The 18,486-nt window shown below is 53.5% G+C and carries 16 protein-coding genes; 15 read left to right on the forward strand and 1 reads right to left on the reverse strand.

The features are described 5' to 3' along the window. The first annotated feature begins 25 nt into the window (after nucleotides 1-25). From ACW17M_RS03730 to ACW17M_RS03755, 6 genes are all read left to right on the forward strand, one after another. Nucleotides 26-856, forward strand: a complete 831-nt coding sequence (locus ACW17M_RS03730) for a TatD family hydrolase (RefSeq protein WP_009286419.1) — start codon at nucleotides 26-28, stop codon at nucleotides 854-856. A 39-nt stretch (nucleotides 857-895) separates the two neighbouring features. Continuing rightward, complete coding sequence (locus tag ACW17M_RS03735; protein ID WP_457546922.1) at nucleotides 896-1,474, forward strand: DUF1285 domain-containing protein; 579 nt, start codon at nucleotides 896-898, stop codon at nucleotides 1,472-1,474. Beyond that, nucleotides 1,471-3,681, forward strand: a complete 2,211-nt coding sequence (locus tag ACW17M_RS03740; RefSeq protein ID WP_174788133.1) for an ATP-dependent helicase — start codon at nucleotides 1,471-1,473, stop codon at nucleotides 3,679-3,681. The genes ACW17M_RS03735 and ACW17M_RS03740 overlap by 4 nt, the downstream gene beginning before the upstream one ends. Before the next feature lie 160 nt (nucleotides 3,682-3,841). Further along, on the forward strand, nucleotides 3,842-5,071 hold the full coding sequence (locus ACW17M_RS03745; RefSeq protein ID WP_342584610.1) for a porin: 1,230 nt from the start codon (nucleotides 3,842-3,844) through the stop codon (nucleotides 5,069-5,071). A gap of 11 nt (nucleotides 5,072-5,082) precedes the next feature. Then, nucleotides 5,083-5,520 carry a hypothetical protein gene (locus ACW17M_RS03750; RefSeq protein ID WP_022523865.1) on the forward strand — a complete coding sequence of 146 codons (438 nt, stop codon included), beginning with the start codon at nucleotides 5,083-5,085 and terminating at the stop codon, nucleotides 5,518-5,520. A gap of 109 nt (nucleotides 5,521-5,629) precedes the next feature. Next, nucleotides 5,630-7,816, forward strand: a complete 2,187-nt coding sequence (locus tag ACW17M_RS03755) for a putative bifunctional diguanylate cyclase/phosphodiesterase (protein ID WP_457546923.1) — start codon at nucleotides 5,630-5,632, stop codon at nucleotides 7,814-7,816. Nucleotides 7,817-7,886: 70 nt separating this feature from the next. Here the strand turns inward: ACW17M_RS03755 and ACW17M_RS03760 are convergent, their stop codons facing one another. Beyond that, a complete protein-coding gene (locus ACW17M_RS03760) occupies nucleotides 7,887-9,551 on the reverse strand; it encodes an electron transfer flavoprotein-ubiquinone oxidoreductase (protein ID WP_009286425.1) in 1,665 nt (554 codons plus the stop codon). A 509-nt stretch (nucleotides 9,552-10,060) separates the two neighbouring features. Here ACW17M_RS03760 and ACW17M_RS03765 point away from each other — a divergent pair. The 9 genes from ACW17M_RS03765 (at nucleotide 10,061) to ACW17M_RS03805 (ending at nucleotide 18,474) form a co-directional block, all read left to right on the forward strand. Continuing rightward, entirely contained in the window at nucleotides 10,061-10,810 is a 750-nt protein-coding gene (locus ACW17M_RS03765) for an electron transfer flavoprotein subunit beta/FixA family protein (RefSeq protein ID WP_089690685.1), read from the forward strand. 70 nt (nucleotides 10,811-10,880) lie between these two features. Then, on the forward strand, nucleotides 10,881-11,807 hold the full coding sequence (locus ACW17M_RS03770) for an electron transfer flavoprotein subunit alpha/FixB family protein (RefSeq protein ID WP_155705798.1): 927 nt from the start codon (nucleotides 10,881-10,883) through the stop codon (nucleotides 11,805-11,807). Nucleotides 11,808-12,009: 202 nt separating this feature from the next. Beyond that, on the forward strand, nucleotides 12,010-12,621 hold the full coding sequence (locus ACW17M_RS03775; RefSeq protein WP_022523859.1) for a superoxide dismutase: 612 nt from the start codon (nucleotides 12,010-12,012) through the stop codon (nucleotides 12,619-12,621). 263 nt (nucleotides 12,622-12,884) lie between these two features. Then, nucleotides 12,885-13,106 carry a glutaredoxin-like protein NrdH gene (gene nrdH / locus ACW17M_RS03780; RefSeq protein ID WP_008956787.1) on the forward strand — a complete coding sequence of 74 codons (222 nt, stop codon included), beginning with the start codon at nucleotides 12,885-12,887 and terminating at the stop codon, nucleotides 13,104-13,106. Between the two features lie 9 nt (nucleotides 13,107-13,115). Further along, complete coding sequence (gene nrdI, locus ACW17M_RS03785; protein ID WP_457546924.1) at nucleotides 13,116-13,550, forward strand: class Ib ribonucleoside-diphosphate reductase assembly flavoprotein NrdI; 435 nt, start codon at nucleotides 13,116-13,118, stop codon at nucleotides 13,548-13,550. Beyond that, nucleotides 13,532-15,754: a class 1b ribonucleoside-diphosphate reductase subunit alpha gene (nrdE, locus tag ACW17M_RS03790; RefSeq protein WP_022523858.1), complete on the forward strand. Its 2,223-nt coding sequence runs from the start codon at nucleotides 13,532-13,534 to the stop codon at nucleotides 15,752-15,754. Before nrdI ends, nrdE begins: the two co-directional genes overlap by 19 nt. Nucleotides 15,755-15,886: 132 nt before the next feature. Further along, a complete protein-coding gene (nrdF, locus tag ACW17M_RS03795) occupies nucleotides 15,887-16,858 on the forward strand; it encodes a class 1b ribonucleoside-diphosphate reductase subunit beta (RefSeq protein WP_009286429.1) in 972 nt (323 codons plus the stop codon). Between the two features lie 63 nt (nucleotides 16,859-16,921). Further along, a complete protein-coding gene (locus tag ACW17M_RS03800) occupies nucleotides 16,922-17,320 on the forward strand; it encodes an NUDIX hydrolase (RefSeq protein WP_039858189.1) in 399 nt (132 codons plus the stop codon). 206 nt (nucleotides 17,321-17,526) lie between these two features. After that, nucleotides 17,527-18,474 (forward strand): LysR substrate-binding domain-containing protein, encoded by a 948-nt coding sequence (locus ACW17M_RS03805; protein WP_039858192.1) that lies wholly within the window; start codon nucleotides 17,527-17,529, stop codon nucleotides 18,472-18,474. The last annotated feature ends 12 nt before the right edge of the window (nucleotides 18,475-18,486 follow it).

The raw sequence follows: 18,486 nt of genomic DNA on the forward strand, positions 1-18,486 counted from the left end.
TTTTGACCTATTTGTTGAGAACCGTATGTTTGTTGATTCACACTGTCACTTAGATCGTTTATCCGACCAGACCCATGGGGGCGATATTGCCGCCACTTTGGCCGCCGCCCGCGCTGCCCATGTCAGCCAATTTCTTGCTGTAGCGGTTACCCTAGAAGACATGCCGCAGCTTGCGGCCATTTCACGCGAACATCACGATGTGGCGATTTCCGCTGGTTTGCACCCCCTGCACCACAGTGAGAATGAACCCAGCGTTGCCGATATAAAAGACACTGCTGAGCAGTATGGTGCGGTGGCAATCGGCGAAACTGGCCTGGATTACCACTATCGCGACAGCGTACCTATCGAGATTCAGCACGAGCGCTTCAAGCGTCACTTAATCGCCGCGCGTGAGTTAGAACTGCCGGTGATTATTCATACCCGCGAAGCCAAAGAGGAAACCTTGGCCTTGCTACGTGAATATAGCGACCCGCGAGTGGGCGGTGTATTACACTGTTTTACTGAAGACTTGGCGATGGCCCGTGAAGCGGTGCGGCTGGGTTTTTATATCTCGCTGTCGGGCATTATTACTTTTCGAAACGCCGCTCCGCTGCGTGAACTTGCCCGTCAACTGCCGCTGGATCGCCTGCTGATTGAGACCGATAGCCCTTATCTAGCACCCGTTCCTCATCGCGGCAAGCCCAATGAGCCCGCGTGGGTGGTGCAAGTAGCTGAGTGCATCGCCAAGGAGCGAGGTATCAGTGTCGATGAAGTGGCCATGCAGACGACCGCTAACTTTTATCAGCTTTTTCGTGCCGCCGCTCCCGATGCCCCGGAACACGTTAAAGAGGCGTTGGCCCACTCAGGGCTTCTATAGCCTGAAGTGCCTTGAATACGCTCAAGCGAGGTGGGTGAGATGAATATTGATCGATTGCTGCAGCAAGGTAATGGAGATGAAGGGCGCACTGGCGCTATTCCTCCACTCGATGAGTGGCAGCCTGCGCTCTCTGGCGATATGAACATCATCATTCACGCCGATGGTAGTTGGTCGCACGAAGGCCAGCCGTTTGCCCGCCCCAAGGTGACACGCCTATTGGCAACGCTGCTGCGCCTGGATGACGAGGGTTACTGCCTGGTTACGCCGGTAGAGCGCTGGCGAATAAAGGTCGAAGACCTGCCATTGGTGGCGGTAGAGGCTGACTTCCGTGACGGTGCCTGGTGGTTTACCACCCAGTTTGACGACGTTGTTCGCTTAGATGCCGAGCATCCGCTCACCGTCACCTCAACCCCAACCCCCCAAGGTGAGGCGGTGCCACAGCTGCCAGTGCGTTTTGGGCTAGCTGCCCGCTTGCACCGCAATGTCTATTACCAGTTGGTTGAGGCGGCTGAAAGCCGTGATGTGGCCGGTGGCAAGAGTGAACTGGGGCTAACGAGTGCCGGTCAGTGGTTTGCGCTGGGTCAGGTGGATGATGAATTACTTGGCGAGGCGCCGTGAAGTTAACTGCTGAACAGCAAGCTGTTGTTAATCATCAGGCCGGGCATGCGCGCGTGGCAGCGGTGGCCGGGGCAGGCAAAACCACCACCATGGCCGCTCGGGTGCTGCATCTATTGGCCAGCGGTGTACCGCCAAAACGTATTTTAGTGCTGATGTTTAACCGCTCAGCAAAGGATGATTTTCAGCGTCGTTTAGCCGCAATGGCACCTGCCGGGCAGGCATTGCCCGATGTCCGCACCTTCCACTCCCTGGGGCACCGCTTGACTCAAAGCTTATGCCGCTGGGGGGCGCTAGCGCCGCGCCAGCTATTATCCGCCGATTGGCAATTAGAGAGGCTGCTTCGTCAGGCAAGTATTAATGTACTGCGTGATGCCGTTGAGCGCCGAGATGCTGCTCTGGAAGGGGATCGGCTAGAAACCTTAGCCCACTTTTGCGGCTTGGTTAAAGCAGAAATGATCACCCCAGAGGCGCTCTATGAGCGGCTGAATTTTGATCCAGACACCGACTATTTCCCAGCGGCGTTTGCCGAAGCAGAGAGGCTATTGGAAGCGGAAGGCGTGATGACTTATGCCGATCTGCTTTATCGTCCGCTGTTGGCGCTAGAAGCAGATAGTGCTTTACGTGGTCGCGTCGAAGGGTTCCTCGACCATGTCATTATTGATGAGTATCAGGATATTAACGCCGCACAGCAGCGACTTTTATCTGTGTTGGTGGGCACTCGTGCCGAGGTAATGGCAGTTGGCGATGCCAACCAGTGTATTTACGAGTGGCGCGGTGCCAAGCCCGACACCATGCTGGAAAATTTCGCCGCCACCTTTGGCGAAGCGACCGATTACCCACTATCAACCACCTTCCGGCACGGTCATGCGTTGGCGCTGGCTGCTAACCATGCCATTGCCGCTAACCAGCGGCGTCCTAATCAGCTATGCCTTGCAGCGGCTAATAACCCGGAGACCCGCGTCTCAGTCGGGCAGGGGAGCCGTTTGCTACTTGATGCGTTGATGGACTGGCAGGCCCAGGGACGAGCGTTTAACGAAGCTAGTTTGCTGGTACGCAGTTGGGCGCTTTCGGTGCCGTTTCAACTGGCGCTGCTACAAGCAGGGATTCCATTTCGGCTTCAGCGCGAGGATCGTTTTGTGTTTCGTCTGCCGCTGGTGCAGGCCTTGGCGGGCTATTTAAAGCTGTCGCGTCGTCCAGATCTTCTTCGCGACCCGCAGCAACTGTTACTGCTGCTTTCACAGCCGACCCCCTTCGTTGCCCGTGAGCGGCTTCAGCGCTTGGCGCACCAACTGGCGACTACTCAGCAGTGGCCCGAGCGGCATGACGCCATGTTAACGGCGTTAAAGCCGATCCAGAGGCGCACGCTGAAAAAGCGCTGGCTGCTGCTTTGTGAGTTGCCACAGCTGAGTGCATGGCCACCCGCGAAGTTGCTACGCCATGTGGTGGAAAGCATTGATGCTGAAAAAACGCTTAAGCGTGCGGCAGCGCGGCGGGATAAAGGCGAAGAGGATGTGCGCCTACTTGACGTGCTGATCGAACAAGCGCAAAGCGTGCAAGACCCGGATGCCTTTATCGAACTTCTTGAGCGCCCGGTAGAAAATCAGGCGGGTGGTGTGCTGATTAGCACTGTGCACGGGGCCAAAGGGCTGGAGTGGCCACTGGTAGCGGTAGCCGGTGTTAACGAAGAAGACTTTCCTCACTATAGCCGCGATAACCCGCTCAGCGATGAGCGGCTTGAGGAGGAGCGGCGGCTCTTCTACGTGGCAATTACCCGCGCCCAGGAGCAGCTATTAGTGCTTCATGATGGGGGCGTGCACCGGCCGAGTCGCTTTATTGCCGAAAGCGCCTGGCAGGATAGCATGCGGGTTGCCTCCTGCTTGGCCAGTACCAGCGCGCCCGCGGCGACCCTGCAAGTGACATCGGTGGGCCTGGTTGAACGCTATCTGATGCGGCTGGGGCGAGACGATATTGCGCTTGCGCCGGCACAGGTTGATGAGGTCAAAGCGGGTTATTCAGCAGAGGCGAATTTCTACCCTGGTCAACGGCTTCATCACGCGGTATTTGGCGTAGGCGAAGTGGCGGCGGTGGAGGGAAGCGCCAGCGACCCGGTCATTGATGTGCGTTTTGATCAGGCAGGGCGAAGGCGACTCATTGCCCGCCGCGCACCCATTGAACTACTCGAAAATGGCTCAACGCTTGCTGGGTAACTCATTGATTTGTCAATAGTACACACTCTTTCACATTTGAATTCAAATTAAGCTTTAGAGCTGTTTGACTTAGCATCGCCCTGCCGATTTAATACCCACACTTCTACCGAGTTAATACTCAGCAGCTCATAGTATATAACTAATGAAATAGGGAACGAGCATGGTAAGGCAAGTCACTTGGCTTTGTGCCATTTTGATCGTTACCCAAAGTGGTGCCTTGCTTGCTGATAACTCCCTACCTAATCTTGAATTCAATGGTTTTGGCACGCTGGGAGTCGTTCACTCTAACGAGCAAGATGCCGACTTCGTTAATGACCCTTTTGCTTCACAAGGTGCTGGATACAGCCATGATTGGAGCGCAGAAGTTGATAGCCGCTTAGGGCTTCAAGCTACTCTGCATATCACGCCTAACGTTTCCTCGGTTGTTCAAGTAATCAGCGAGAAGCGGTATGACGGTTCTTACGCACCTGAGATTGAATGGGCGAATGTTCAATATGACATTACCCCTAATCTTAGTTTCCGCGTTGGGCGTATGGTGCAGAGCTCATTCATGGCTTCTGAACATCGTAAAGTTAATTACGCCACTCCATGGGTGCGGCCTCCGCAAGAAGTTTATCGTCTAATTCCGGTGGCTAATTTTGACGGTGTTGATATGCGCTATCGATACCCAGTAGGGGAGACTACCAATGAATTGCAGTTGAATTTTGGTGGTGGCAGCGTTGATTACTCAACGGGTAGTATCGACGCCAGCGATTCCTGGGGTGTTTCTCACCATACTCATTGGGGGGATGCCACCCTGTTTGCCAGCTACGGCGAACTGAAAGTAAGCGCAGATGAACTCTCACAATTCTTCGATGTTTACCGCCTCTTTGGTCTACCCGGTGAACAGCTTGCTAGCCGCTACGAAGTTGATGGTAAGCGTACGAGCCTGCTGAGCTTAGGGTTAGGTTATGACCCCGGGTCATGGTTTGTTATGGGCGAGTGGGCACGCTCTTCGTCGCCTTCTCTGTTAGGGGAGAGCGAAGGAGCCTACATGACGTTAGGTTACCGTGTCGCCGAGTGGACACCGTATGTAGGTGTGGCGCGAGCAAAAGTCACCAGCAATACGTCAGAGCCTGGGCTAAATGCTGCCCTGTATCCATCGCCCTTTGCAGAAGGTGCCCAGCTCCTTAACGGGATGTTGAATGAGCTACTATCCAGCGGAATACAGCAAGAAAGCATAACGGTTGGTGCACGCTGGGATTTCAGACCGGGTATGGCTCTTACGGCCCAATATGATCACATCGATATGCGCTCAGGGACATCAGGGGGGCTGATTAATCAACAGCCCGAGTTTACCCCAGGTGGACGTATTAACCTGTTCAGCCTTTCGCTCGACTTTGTGTTTTAAGGAGAGTGGCCATGCTTAAACGTCTAACTGGATCCGGAATCAGCCTCTTATTGGGGGCGATGTTGAGCATGACTTATCATCCTGCTTCAGCCGAAGTATTGGTGGTGGTATCAGCCGAGGCGCCTTTTACTCGCCTTACCAGCAGCGATTTAAGGGATGTTTATTTAGGGCGCCGCACGCTAATAGTTAACGGAGCACAGGTGGTGCCCTTGGATCTGACTGAAGGTACGGCAGCGAGAAGTGAGTTCTACACCCGCTACACGGGGCAAACCCCTGCGCAGATCAAGGCACACTGGGCCAGGCAGATATTTACCGGGCGAGGGCAGCCGCCCCAAGCGCTGGCTAATAGTCGCGCAGTGGTAGAGCGATTAGTCAGTGATGCAAAAGCACTGGGCTATATAGACCCTTCCTTTCTTGATGAGCGTTTGAGAGTGGTGACAATTGAGTAGTCTCAATGACCCAAGAGGCCCGAGCCGGGTCAGCTCATCCAGAGCCTTTATTCATCGATGGTCACATCATCTTGTAGAGCCACTGGTACTCTTCAGCATCGTGGCTTTTATGATGTTATTGGTTATATGGGGAAGTACTTATTTTTTAGTCAATAAAGAGCGTATGTCCATTGAGCGTCAGGCAGAGCTGTCCGTGGGTGAAATCACCGACACCTACGAAGCAAGGGTTGTAAGGGCCCTCAGGGAAATTGACACGACACTGAAGTTAGTACGTTTTACCGCCAATAACAGCAATCACTCGAGCGTGCTCAGTGTGTTAAATGAGCAGCGGCTGCTGCCTCCCGCACTGCTTTTTACCATCAGTATTGTTGATTCGCAGGGCATGGTTGTTGAGACCACTGATCCTGGGCTGCTTGGGCAGCGCCTAACGCCTCCTGCGCAAGCAATGCTGGACGATGATTACTTAGCCGTGGGAGAAAAGGATGCTAACCAGATTACCTTTACTCGGCCATTAAGGCCTGAGCAAGAATCTGCGCAAGGGGGAGGCTCAGGCTGGGTCATCATCGCTATTGATGCCAATTACTTTGTGAGCAGTTATGAAGTTCGATCTTTGGGCCAGCAGGGCATGCTGGCACTCGTCGGTGCGGATGGCATCGTACGGGTCAGGCGTTCTGGAGATGTGATCCATTCAGGCGAGTTAATGGATATAGGAGCCTGGAAAAGTAGCACACTGGATGCTGTTAGTGCGCCCTTTATGACCCACTGGCAAGGGGTTGAGCGTTACACACTGGTGCGCGAGCTGTATGATTTTCCACTCTCGATCGTGGTAGGGCTCTCTGCCCAGGAGCAGTTGGCCGCAGCTCACCAGCTTGCGCGAAACTATTGGCAGCGGGCCGGTTGGACTAGCGGCCTGCTACTCATCATTCTGGCTATACTCGGTCGTTTGAGCTGGCAACTTCAGTGGGCGCGGCGGCGGGTAATGGAAGAGCGTGTATCACATGCTCAGCAGGTCGAACACTTAGCTTTCCATGACACGCTAACCGATTTGCCTAATCGAGCCTTTTTGAGCCACTTGATTACTCAGGCCGTGAAGCTTGGCGGTCGCCATAGTGAATCCTTCGCGCTGCTTTTCTTGGATCTTGACCGCTTTAAGTTAATCAATGACACCTTGGGTCACGATGCCGGAGACCATCTCCTGCAAGAAGCAGCAAGTCGACTGACCACTTCGGTGCGTGAAAGTGATGTCGTCGCTCGGTTAGGGGGCGATGAATTTGTCATCCTTTTGAGTAAGGTTAGTCGACGAGACCAGATTGAGCCCATCGCCCAAAAAATTCTTTCAGCCATCAGAGAGCCCTTTATGCTAGCGGGCCAGGAGTGCCATGTCTCGGTAAGTATTGGTGTCTCGCTGTATCCGTTTGACGGGCTTGACGAGCAAACATTAATGAAAAGCGCTGATATGGCGATGTATCAGGCGAAGCTGCTGGGCAAAAACACTGTCCAGTTCTATACCGATGAATTAAGTGCGGAGATGGATGTGCGTTTAACCTTGGAGTCTGGCCTGCATCGTGCGCTTGTGAGTCATGAGTTTAGGTTGTTCTTCCAGTCAAAGCATGACGTCGAAGTAGGTAGCACGCTTGGCATGGAGGCATTGCTTCGTTGGCAGCATCCAACGCTTGGATTGCTGGAACCCGCCCAATTCATGCCCCTGGCTGAAGAGAGCGGTTTGGCCATGCCTATCGCTCAATGGGTGCTCGAAAATGCCTGTAGGCAAAGCATGCTGTGGCAACAAGAAGGGTTTCCCGCATTAACGATGGCGGTCAAGATTTCTGCACGCCAATTTTACGACAACAGCTTTGTGGAGAGTATCAAGGAGGCATTAGCCACTACTGGAATGGATCCCTGGCTACTTGAGTTGGAAATGACAGAGAGCATGCTGCTGCAGGATGTTCAGCGTACGGCGAGTCTCTTTGCCGAGATTAAAAAACTCGGGGTTAAGATAGTCATTGACGATTTTGGTACAGGGTATTCTTCTTTATCTGACTTAAACGCTTTGCCTGTCGATACGTTAAAAGTAAGTTCTTCTTTGGTTAAGCGCTTATCAGGCACTCGTCGCGACCAGCAGTTATCGTCATCGGTCATTGAGTTGGGTAAACGTCTAGGGATGCAGGTGTTCGCGAAAGGGGTCGCTTCTCATGAGCAGTCCCATTTCATAGGCAGCCACTCCAGTCTCCCTTTTCACGGCTTTTATAGTAATAGACCGTTATCAGCAGAGGAGAGCTGTCAAAGGGAGAAATAGCCCAGACAGACACCGCTTACCCTTTTACAGCCAATGTAGGGCAAGCAGTGCACAGGTTTAGCCGACTACTTTACATATTAGGGTAGTTGGGTCCGCCACCGCCTTCTGGTGCTACCCAGGTAATATTTTGCGCTGGGTCTTTGATGTCGCAAGTTTTGCAGTGCACGCAGTTTTGGAAATTGATCTGAAAGCGTGGCTGGCCCGCGCTATCCTCTACCACTTCGTAAACACCGGCCGGGCAGTAGCGCTGCGCCGGTTCTGCGTATTTGGGCAGGTTTTCGCGGATCGGTAGCTCAGGATCGTCCAGGCGCAAATGACACGGCTGATCCTCTTCATGGTTGGTGTTCGACAGAAACACAGAGGTAGGCTTGTCGAAGGAGAGTTTGCCGTCCGGTTTGGGATAGTTAATCTTTTCAAACTCGGCTGCAGGCTTGAGGGCGCCATAGTCTGTGGTGGTGTCGTGGACGTTAGGCAGCTTGTTGCCCAGCAACTGGTGAGCAAAATTATATGCTCCACCGCCCACGGTGCCATATTTATGGATCGCGGGGCCGAAGCTGGCGCTCTCTTTAAGCTCTTGGTAGGCCCAGCTGGCTTCCCATTTCTGGGTAAAGCTCGTTAGCTCCTGGGCGCCTTCATCACCACCTTTGATCGCCTCAAATACGCTCTCCGCGGCAACCAAACCAGACTTCATGGCGGTGTGCAGGCCTTTGATCTTGGAAAAGTTGAGAGTGCCCGCATCGCAGCCAATCAATAGCCCGCCGGGGAAGGTCATTTTGGGTAGGCTGTTAAAGCCCCCCTTGGTAATCGCCCGGGCGCCATAAGCCACGCGCTTGCCCCCCTCCAGATACTGACTAAGTACCGGATGATGCTTCATACGCTGAAATTCGTCGAAGGGCGAGAGCCACGGGTTCTGGTAGCCCAGATCCATAATCAAACCCACCACCACCTGCTGGTTTTCCGCATGGTAAAGAAACCAGCCGCCGTGAGCGTTTTTATCTAATGGCCAGCCAGAACCATGCAACACAAGCCCAGGCTCATGCTTGTCGGCAGGCACATCCCACAGCTCTTTAAGGCCGATGCCGTAGTGTTGCGGGTCGCGTCCTGCATCCAGTGAGAAGTCTTTGATTAAGCGCTTGCCCAAATGCCCCCGCGAGCCTTCGGCAAACAGCGTGTATTTGGCGCGTAGTTCCATGCCCGGCATATGGCCATCTTTAGGGGTGCCATCTGCGGCAACACCCATGTCGCCAATCAGAATGCCGCGCACGGCGCCTTCTTCAATAATGACCTCTTGGGCGGCAAAGCCTGGGAAGATTTCTACGCCGAGGCCCTCTGCCTGTTCCGCCAGCCAGCGGCACAGATTGCCTGCACTGATTACATAGCGGGTAAGCTCGCCGCCGGTGTTATGCATGCTTTTAGGTACCAAGGCGTTGGGCACTTTCTGCGCTTTTTCGGCGTCTTTGAGCAAGAAAACGTCATCGCGAATCGCCGGGGTATTGAGCGGTGCGCCGCGCTCTTCCCAATCTGGAAACAGTTCCGCCAGTGCGCGAGGTTCAAAGACCGCGCCCGATAAAATATGTGCGCCAACTTCTGAGCCTTTCTCAACGACGCAAACCGTGAGCTCTTGCTCAGCCTCGTTGGCTTGCTGCATTAGTCGGCATGCGGCGGAAAGCCCGGATGGGCCCGCGCCGACAATGACGACATCAAAATCCATTACATCGCGTTCAACAGTTTCCACCCGGTTTCTCCTTATTCTCTTTAAGTGCCAGCGTTTACAAAGCTAATCTAAGGTTAACTCCAGGGAACTAGCTTATAAAAAGTCGGCCTTAATTTAAAACGGTCGTTTGCTTCTGGTTATGCCCCATGATAGGCATAATACCTGTGTCAGGTCACGCCTACGATGGTGAAAGGAGCATTTATTGACGGTATGCTTTGTTAACCCTCGTTCAGTGCTACGACTAAGGCCGTAGTGGATGATTAAGCATTAGGTATTGTCGCTTTGTGGCAGGCTATGGCAAATTGGGAGGGTTTTTCAATTGCGCACCTATCAAACGCTCGATTGAATTTTATGCATTGAATTTAAAAGCGCCGCCATTTTTTGTTGGCAGCGCCTGTATTGGGGCAGGCGAATCGCTGTTGAGCGATTGCCGGTAAGTCTTCAATACACCACACATCTTAAAAAGGGGTATCCGCTGGGCGGGTGCCGTCTCAGGGTAACGGCTTTACGACAAGCCAAGCGAGGAACCTATGAAAGTACTCGTCGCGGTGAAACGCGTCATCGACTATAACGTCAAAATCCGCGTTAAGGCGGATCATTCGGACGTCGATCTTACCAACGTCAAAATGGCCATGAACCCCTTCTGCGAAATTGCCGTGGAAGAGGCGGTACGCCTGAAAGAGAAGGGCGTGGCGACAGAAGTCGTCGCCGTCACGGTAGGGCCCAAAGCCGCCCAAGAGCAACTGCGTACGGCATTGGCGCTGGGGGCAGACCGCGCCATCCATATCGAAACCGACGAGCGCGCCGAATCTCTGGCCGTGGCCAAGCTGTTGGCCAAAGTGGTCGAAGAGGAGCAGCCGGGGTTGGTGGTGCTGGGCAAGCAGGCCATCGACACCGACAACAACCAGACCGGCCAAATGCTCGCCGCGCTGACCGGCCTGCCGCAAGGCACCTTTGCCTCGGAAGTTGCAGTGGACGGTGACAAGGTGCATGTGACCCGTGAAATCGACGGCGGCCTGCAGACTATTGCGCTGACGCTGCCAGCGATTGTCACCACCGACCTGCGCCTCAACGAGCCGCGCTACGCCAAGCTGCCCGACATCATGAAGGCCAAGAAAAAACCGCTGGATGTGAAAACCCCCGCCGACTACGGCATCGAGGTCGCCTCCAAGGTCAGTCTGCTCAAAGTAGAGTCGCCCGCCGAGCGCAAAGGCGGCGTCAAAGTCGCCTCGGTAGACGAGCTGATCGACAAACTGAAAAACGAAGCCAAAGTTCTTTGAGATAAGCTCTTTAAGATAAGTGCTTTGAAAACCGTACTTTAAGAAAAGAGCTTTGAAAGGAGTTGATGCCATGAGCATTCTGGTACTTGCGGATCTACACGAAGGCCAACTGGCCGGCGCCACCGCCCACGTCGTGGCGGCCGCCCAAGCTATCGGTGGTGATATTGACGTTCTGGTGGCCGGTGAAGGCGTTCAAGCCGCCGCCGAGGCCGCCGCCAAGCTCGACGGCGTAAGCAAAGTCCGCGTCGCGGATAACGCCGTTTACGCCCACCAACTGGCCGAGCCCATGGGCGCGCTGCTGGTCGAATTGGCCGATGGCTACACCCACGTGCTGGCCAGCGCCTCCACCACCGGCAAAAACGTACTGCCGCGTTTAGCGGCGCTTAAAGACGTCAGCCAGCTGTCGGACGTTATCGCCGTGGACAGTGCCGATACCTTCAAGCGTCCTATCTACGCCGGTAACGCCATTGCGACGGTGAAAAGCGACGATGCCCTCAAAGTCATCACCGTGCGTTCCACCGGCTTTGATGCGGTCGGCACCAGCGGCAGCGCGACGGTGGAAGCCGTCGACGTAGTGGTGGACAACAACCAGTCCAGCTTTGTGAAAGAGGAACTGGCGCAGTCAGATCGCCCGGAACTGGGCGGTGCCAAGGTAGTGATCTCCGGTGGCCGCGGTATGGGCAACGGCGAAAACTTCAAGCTGCTCGACGGCATTGCCGACAAGCTGGGCGCTGCCATTGGTGCTTCTCGCGCCGCCGTCGACGCAGGCTTTGTGCCCAACGATATGCAGGTTGGCCAGACCGGCAAGATCGTTGCCCCAGATCTGTATATCGCCGTGGGTATTTCCGGTGCCATTCAGCACCTGGCGGGCATGAAAGACTCCAAGGTGATCGTCGCGATCAATAAAGACGACGAAGCACCGATTTTCCAGGTGGCGGATTACGGCCTGGTGGGGGATCTGTTTGAGATCCTGCCGGAACTTGAGAGCAAGCTGTAAGCAGTACCGTGATTCAATAGCGGTGGGCCGACTTCGCCAGAAGTCGGCTTTTTTTTTGGCCGGTGTATTAGGTAAACTGGCAATAGTTGACTAAAGTACTGGGGCAAAAGGTAAGAAAAACCACCCCGGTGGTTGAAAAAGCTGCGGGCTGACCGCACATAGGTAATTGAAAGCAACGAAAGCCACTCAAGGAGATGATGATATGGCACATACACTACCCGAATTGCCGTACGCATATGACGCTCTCGAACCAAACATCGATGCGATGACGATGGAAATTCACCATTCTCGTCACCATCAAACCTACATCAACAACCTGAACGCCACGCTGGAAGGCACAGGTCTTGAAGATGTACCTGTCGAAGAGCTGGTCGCTAATCTGGATCGCGTTCCAGAAGCCAAGCGTCAAGCCGTTATCAATAACGGTGGCGGTCATGCCAACCACTCCATGTTTTGGCAAATGATGTCGCCTAACGGTGGTGGTAATCCCCAGGGTGATGTCGCAAAAGCGATTGACGCTGAGCTGGGTGGCCTGGAAGCCTTTAAAGAAGAATTCAAAAAAGCCGCCCTTGGCCGTTTCGGTAGTGGTTGGGCCTGGCTCTCCATTACTCCTGAAAAGAAATTGGTGGTAGAGAATACCCTGAACCAAGACAGCCCGTTGATGCACGGCAACACGCCGCTGCTCGGTCTGGATGTTTGGGAGCATGCCTACTACCTGAAGTATCAAAACAAGCGTCCTGACTACATTGCTGCGTTCTTTAACGTAGTTAACTGGGAAGACGTTGAGCGTCGTTATCAAGCTGCGATTAGCTAATATTGCTATGAGCCGCTAACTGCGCCGGTTCACGGCGCTGTTAAAAACCGTCCACTTTTTAGTGGGCGGTTTTTTATTGCCTGGGACAGTGTTTTAGGGGCAGGGTTGGGCATTAGCTGTCAATATCCTGTGGATGAAAAATACCACATATGCTTGAATTGATTTTTCATTGGTCTATATATAGTATGCGTCGTATCTTTTAGAGAGGGCAGGCACTAGATGTGCCCTACCCGAAAAATGCCGCTATGAAAAGGAAAATAGCCATGGAAATCCAAATTTATAGCAAGCCCGCTTGTGTTCAATGCACCGCGACTTACCGCGCGCTCGACAAGCAGGGGCTTGATTACACTGTTATCGATATTACCGCCGAATCCGGTGCCCAAGAAGAAGTCGAAGCTCTCGGCTATCGCCAGCTTCCTGTCGTAGTCGTCGGCGAGGATCACTGGTCGGGTTTCCGCCCAGACCGCATTCAAGCGCTGGCTTAAGTCATCCCAATGCTGGCAAGTTGCTCACCTTCACCTATCGCCGGCAGTTTGGTTTACTTCTCTACAAAATCAGGCAATACCCATCGATTTGTAGAAAAACTTGGTTTTGCCGCAAAGCGACTGCCGTTGAATCGAGATGAGCCTGTTCCACGAGTCACCCAGCCGTATATTTTAATTACCCCCACTTATGGTGGGGGAAGCGAGCAGGGTGTGGTGCCCAAGCAGGTGATCCATTTTCTTAACGACACACATAATCGAAGCCTCCTGCGGGGGGTGATTGCAGCGGGAAATACAAATTTTGGCGAAGCGTATGGCCTTGCTGGCCGCATTATTGCGAAAAAATGCCAAGTGCCGCTGCTGTATCGATTCGAATTATTTGGCACCGACGATGACGTGGCCAATGTCCGTCAAGGAGTAGAAGAGTTTTGGAAACGACAAACCTAGCCCTGAAAGACTCAGCGCCGAAAGACTCAGTCTCGAACGACGTATCCACTAAAAACGGTGAGGCCAAGCGGCCAGCGGCGAAGACAGAAGCTCGCACGCTGGACTATCACGCTCTTAACGCCATGCTCAACCTGTACGGTGCCAATGGCGAGCTGCAGCTGGATAAAGATCGCGAAGCGGCACGCCAGTACTTTTTGCAGCACGTTAACCAGAACACGGTGTTTTTCCACTCGTTAGAGGAGAAACTCGATTACCTGGTCGAAGAGCAGTATTACGAAGCCGAGATGCTGGCCCAGTACAGCTTCGCCTTTATCAAGGCGCTGTTCGAGCAGGCCTATGCATATAAGTTTCGCTTCCCTAGCTTTTTGGGCGCCTTTAAGTACTACACCAGCTACACGCTGAAGACGTTCGACGGCAAGCGCTATCTAGAGCGTTACGAAGACCGCGTCTGCATGGTCGCGCTAACCCTGGCGCGGGGCGACGAAACGCTGGCGAAGTCGCTGGTGGATGAAATCATTAGCGGCCGCTTTCAGCCGGCGACCCCCACCTTTTTGAACTGTGGCAAGCAGCAGCGCGGCGAGCTGGTGTCATGCTTCCTACTGCGTATCGAAGACAATATGGAGTCGATTGGCCGTTCGATTAACTCGGCCCTTCAGCTCTCCAAACGCGGCGGCGGCGTGGCGTTTCTGCTCAGTAATATTCGTGAGTCGGGTGCGCCCATCAAGCGTATTGAAAACCAGTCATCGGGCATCATCCCGATTATGAAACTGCTGGAAGACGCCTTCTCCTATGCTAACCAGCTGGGGGCTCGTCAGGGGGCAGGGGCGGTGTATCTTAACGCTCACCACCCGGATATCCTGCGCTTTTTGGATACCAAGCGGGAAAATGCCGACGAGAAAATTCGTATCAAAACGCTCTCCCTGGGCGTGACGATTCCGGATATTACCTTTGAACTTGCCAAGCGCAACGACGACATGTACCTGTTCTCGCCCTACGATGTAGAGCGTGTTTACGGCGTGCCCTTTGGCGACATCAGCGTTACCGAGAAGTACCAAGAGATGGTTGCGGATGCGCGCATTCGTAAGCATAAGATCAATGCACGGGCCTTCTTCCAAACTCTAGCCGAGCTGCAGTTCGAGTCGGGCTACCCGTACATCATGTTCGAAGACACGGTTAATCGCGCCAACCCGATTGCTGGCCGTATCAACATGAGCAACCTTTGCTCGGAAATTCTTCAGGTCAATACGCCTACCGAGTATGACGATGACCTGGGTTATCGCCAAATCGGTCAGGACATCTCCTGTAACCTGGGCTCCATGAACATTGCCAAGGTGATGGACGCAGGCGATATCGGTACCAGTGTGGAAATCGCCATTCGTGGCCTCACCGCCGTATCAGAGATGAGTAACCTGCGCAGCGTGCCCTCTATTGCCGAAGGTAATGCCAAGTCGCGGGCGATTGGCTTGGGCCAGATGAACCTGCACGGCTATCTGGCGCGGGAGCACATTTACTACGGCTCTGACGAAGGTTTGGATTTTACCAACCTCTACTTCTACTGCGTTGCCTTCCATGCGATCCGGGCGTCGAACCGTTTGGCGATTGAGCACAAAGAGTCGTTTGCGGGCTTTGCAGACTCTACCTACGCCTCGGGTACTTTCTTCGATAAGTACACCGACCAGGCGTGGCTGCCGCGCACCGATAAAGTACGTGGGCTATTTGAGCGCAGCGGTATCGCGCTGCCGACCCAAGACGATTGGCAGGAGCTGAAAGCCTCGGTCATGGCCCACGGTTTGTATAACCGTAACCTGCAGGCAGTACCGCCCACGGGGTCGATCTCCTATATCAATAACTCCACCTCCAGTATTCACCCGGTGGCGGCGAGAATCGAGATTCGTAAAGAGGGCAAGTTGGGACGCGTTTATTACCCGGCGCCTTTCCTGGATGAAGCTAATTTTGACTACTTCCAGGACGCCTACGAAATCGGCCCGGAAAAGATCATCGATACCTACGCGGAAGCCTCGCAGCACGTCGATCAGGGCTTATCGCTAACGCTGTTCTTCCCGGACACCGCAAGCACGCGCGATATCAATAAGGCGCAGATTTACGCCTGGCGCAAAGGCATCAAAACGCTTTACTACATTCGCCTGCGCCAGAGTGCGTTAGAAGGTACCGAGGTAGAAGGCTGCGTTTCCTGCACGCTGTAATGGTACTGATTTCTGTCGATACGCCTTGTATCTGTTATTGAGCATTCGTTTTTAAAACAAGCTTTTTATAACCAATTTTTATAAATAAGCTTTGCTAGCCCGGCTGTCACAGCCGGGCTTCGAGAGAGTGATATGAATACCATGCAACGTTTATCGCGGGTTGATGCGATTAACTGGAACCGGCTTCAAGACGATAAAGACCTGGAAGTGTGGAACCGCTTGACCAGTAATTTTTGGCTGCCCGAGAAGGTGCCACTGTCGAACGATATTCAGTCGTGGAATACGCTGACCGAGAAAGAAAAGCAGCTGACGATCCGCGTTTTCACGGGCCTGACACTGCTGGACACCATCCAAAGCAGCGTGGGTGCGCCGGTATTAATGGAAGATGCTCGCACTCCCCATGAAGAGGCGGTTTATACCAATATCGCCTTCATGGAATCAGTGCATGCGCGCTCCTACAGCTCGATTTTCTCGACGCTCTGCACCACTCGTGATGTGGACGATGCCTTTCGCTGGAGTGAAGAGAATCCCACGCTGCAGGCGAAATCTGAGCTGATTTTAGAGCGCTACCGCTCGGATGATCCGCTGATGCGCAAAGTCGCCAGCGTGTTCCTGGAGTCATTTCTGTTCTACTCCGGCTTCTACCTGCCGATGTACTGGTCAAGCCATGCCAAGTTGACCAACACCGCCGACCTTATTCGTCTAATCATTCGCGACGAAGCGGTACACGGCTACTACATCGGCTATAAATTCCAGCAGGCAATGGCGGAAGCGACGCCAGCGCGTCAGCAGGAAGTCAAAGATTACGCCTACGAGCTGCTGCTGGAGCTCTACGACAACGAAGTGCGCTACACCGAGTCACTGTATGACGAGGTAGGTCTAAGCGAAGATGTGAAAAAATTCCTTCACTACAACGCCAATAAAGCGCTGATGAATCTTGGCTTTGAGCCCCTATTCCCCAGCAGCGTCACCGATGTAGATCCAACCATCATGGCGGCGCTGTCACCCAACGCCGACGAGAACCACGATTTCTTCTCCGGCTCCGGCTCCTCCTATGTGATCGGCAAAGCCGTCGCCACCGAAGACGACGACTGGGCGTTTTAATGGCCGTATGAGTGGGTAGTAGATAAGCTGGTGGTATAGATAAAGGCGCATAAAGGAGGAGGTATGCCAGACAACCCCGCTAACGTATTGAAAATTGCCGCAGCAATGGTGAGCGATCCAGATGGTCGTTTGCTACTCGTGCGTAAGCACAATACGTCCTTCTTTATGCAGCCCGGCGGCAAGATCGATGCGGGTGAAACCGAGCTAGAGGCACTGTGCCGTGAGCTGAAAGAGGAGTTAGGCTTGAACGTGAATAGCGATCAGCTTTCGCCGTTAGGCATACACTCCGCTCCCGCTGCCAATGAGCCGGGCATGATGCTCGAAGCGCACCTGTTTAGCCTTGTTATTGATGAGCCTGTCGAGGCGGCAGCTGAAATTGCCGAGGCAAGATGGGTGACCCGTGAAGAGGCTTGGCTGCTTCCTCTAGCGCCGCTGACGAAAGAGTACGTAGTGGTAAATTAGTGTTGATTTCTCAGTAAGGCAACAGCGTTTAATCCAGGCTAGGTATGCGCTAAGCGTCATTGATGTCCGATAACTTTAAACGTATTGAGTAATGCTTCGATTCCATTAGCATCGCTTGGCGATCTCTTCTGGAAAACCAATTGTCTGGTTGCGTTTAATTCTCCCGCAAGCGTATAAAAGAACATGCATTTGTGGAGAGTGGGGGCATGGCAGACATAATAAAGACTGCACGTAAGGCCAACTTAGATACAACACTATTGCGTACGCTGGTATCCATAAGCGATTGCGGTGGGTTTTCCGAAGCGGCGCAGGTCTTGCATCTAACTCAATCGGCTGTTTCTCACCATGTGCGTCGTCTTGAGGAACAGCTTGGTAATACTTTGTTCGCGACCCATGGGCGGCGAAGGCGCCTTACAGAGTCAGGTGAACTCTTTCTATGGTACGCGCGGCAAATTCTTGCCCTCAACGACGAAGCTTTCGATAAGCTCGGGCAGTATCGTGGAGTTGCAAAAGAGATTCGCTTGGGAGTGTCGGAATACTTTGCTCAAGACTACCTGCCGATCATGCTGGCCTCCTTGCCTCTTGAGCAAAAGGGAATTCGCATTATTCCTCAGCTAGGGCGCTCAACGGTACTGCAACATAAGCTCAATGATGGACAGCTTGATATGGTCATCGCTGTCGACATTCCCGAAACATCGCGTCCGAGTGTGCTAGAAAGCATACATGTGGCAGACCGGCGCCTTTCCTGGGTAGGAGCCCAACACTCTTTACTAGCATCCTGTAATGAGATTCCACTTGTTGCTTTTTCTCCCCCGTGCATACTACGAGACCTGCAAATCAACAGGCTCAAGCACAGTCAGCTGCAATGGCGCATAGCTTATGAGGCGCGTGATTTAGGCGATTTACTAGCAGCGGTCAAAGCGGGCCTGGGTGTGAGCGCTCTCCCTTTTATCCCGTCACTGTATGGGCTCGCCTCCCCGATAAATGAGCAACAACTCCCTTTGCTGCCGGATATTCGAATCAGCATTAAAATCGCTGCCAACGTCGAGTCCCACCAAGTAGAGTGGCTGATTCAGCTTATTCGTCGCTGCTGGGACTCTCCTGAACAACAGAAAGCAGGAGCTGCGCCTCTCCAAGTGCCATGCGCTATGTGATTGGGGCAAGGC

Source organism: Vreelandella sp. 2A-K22 (assembly GCF_054065485.1).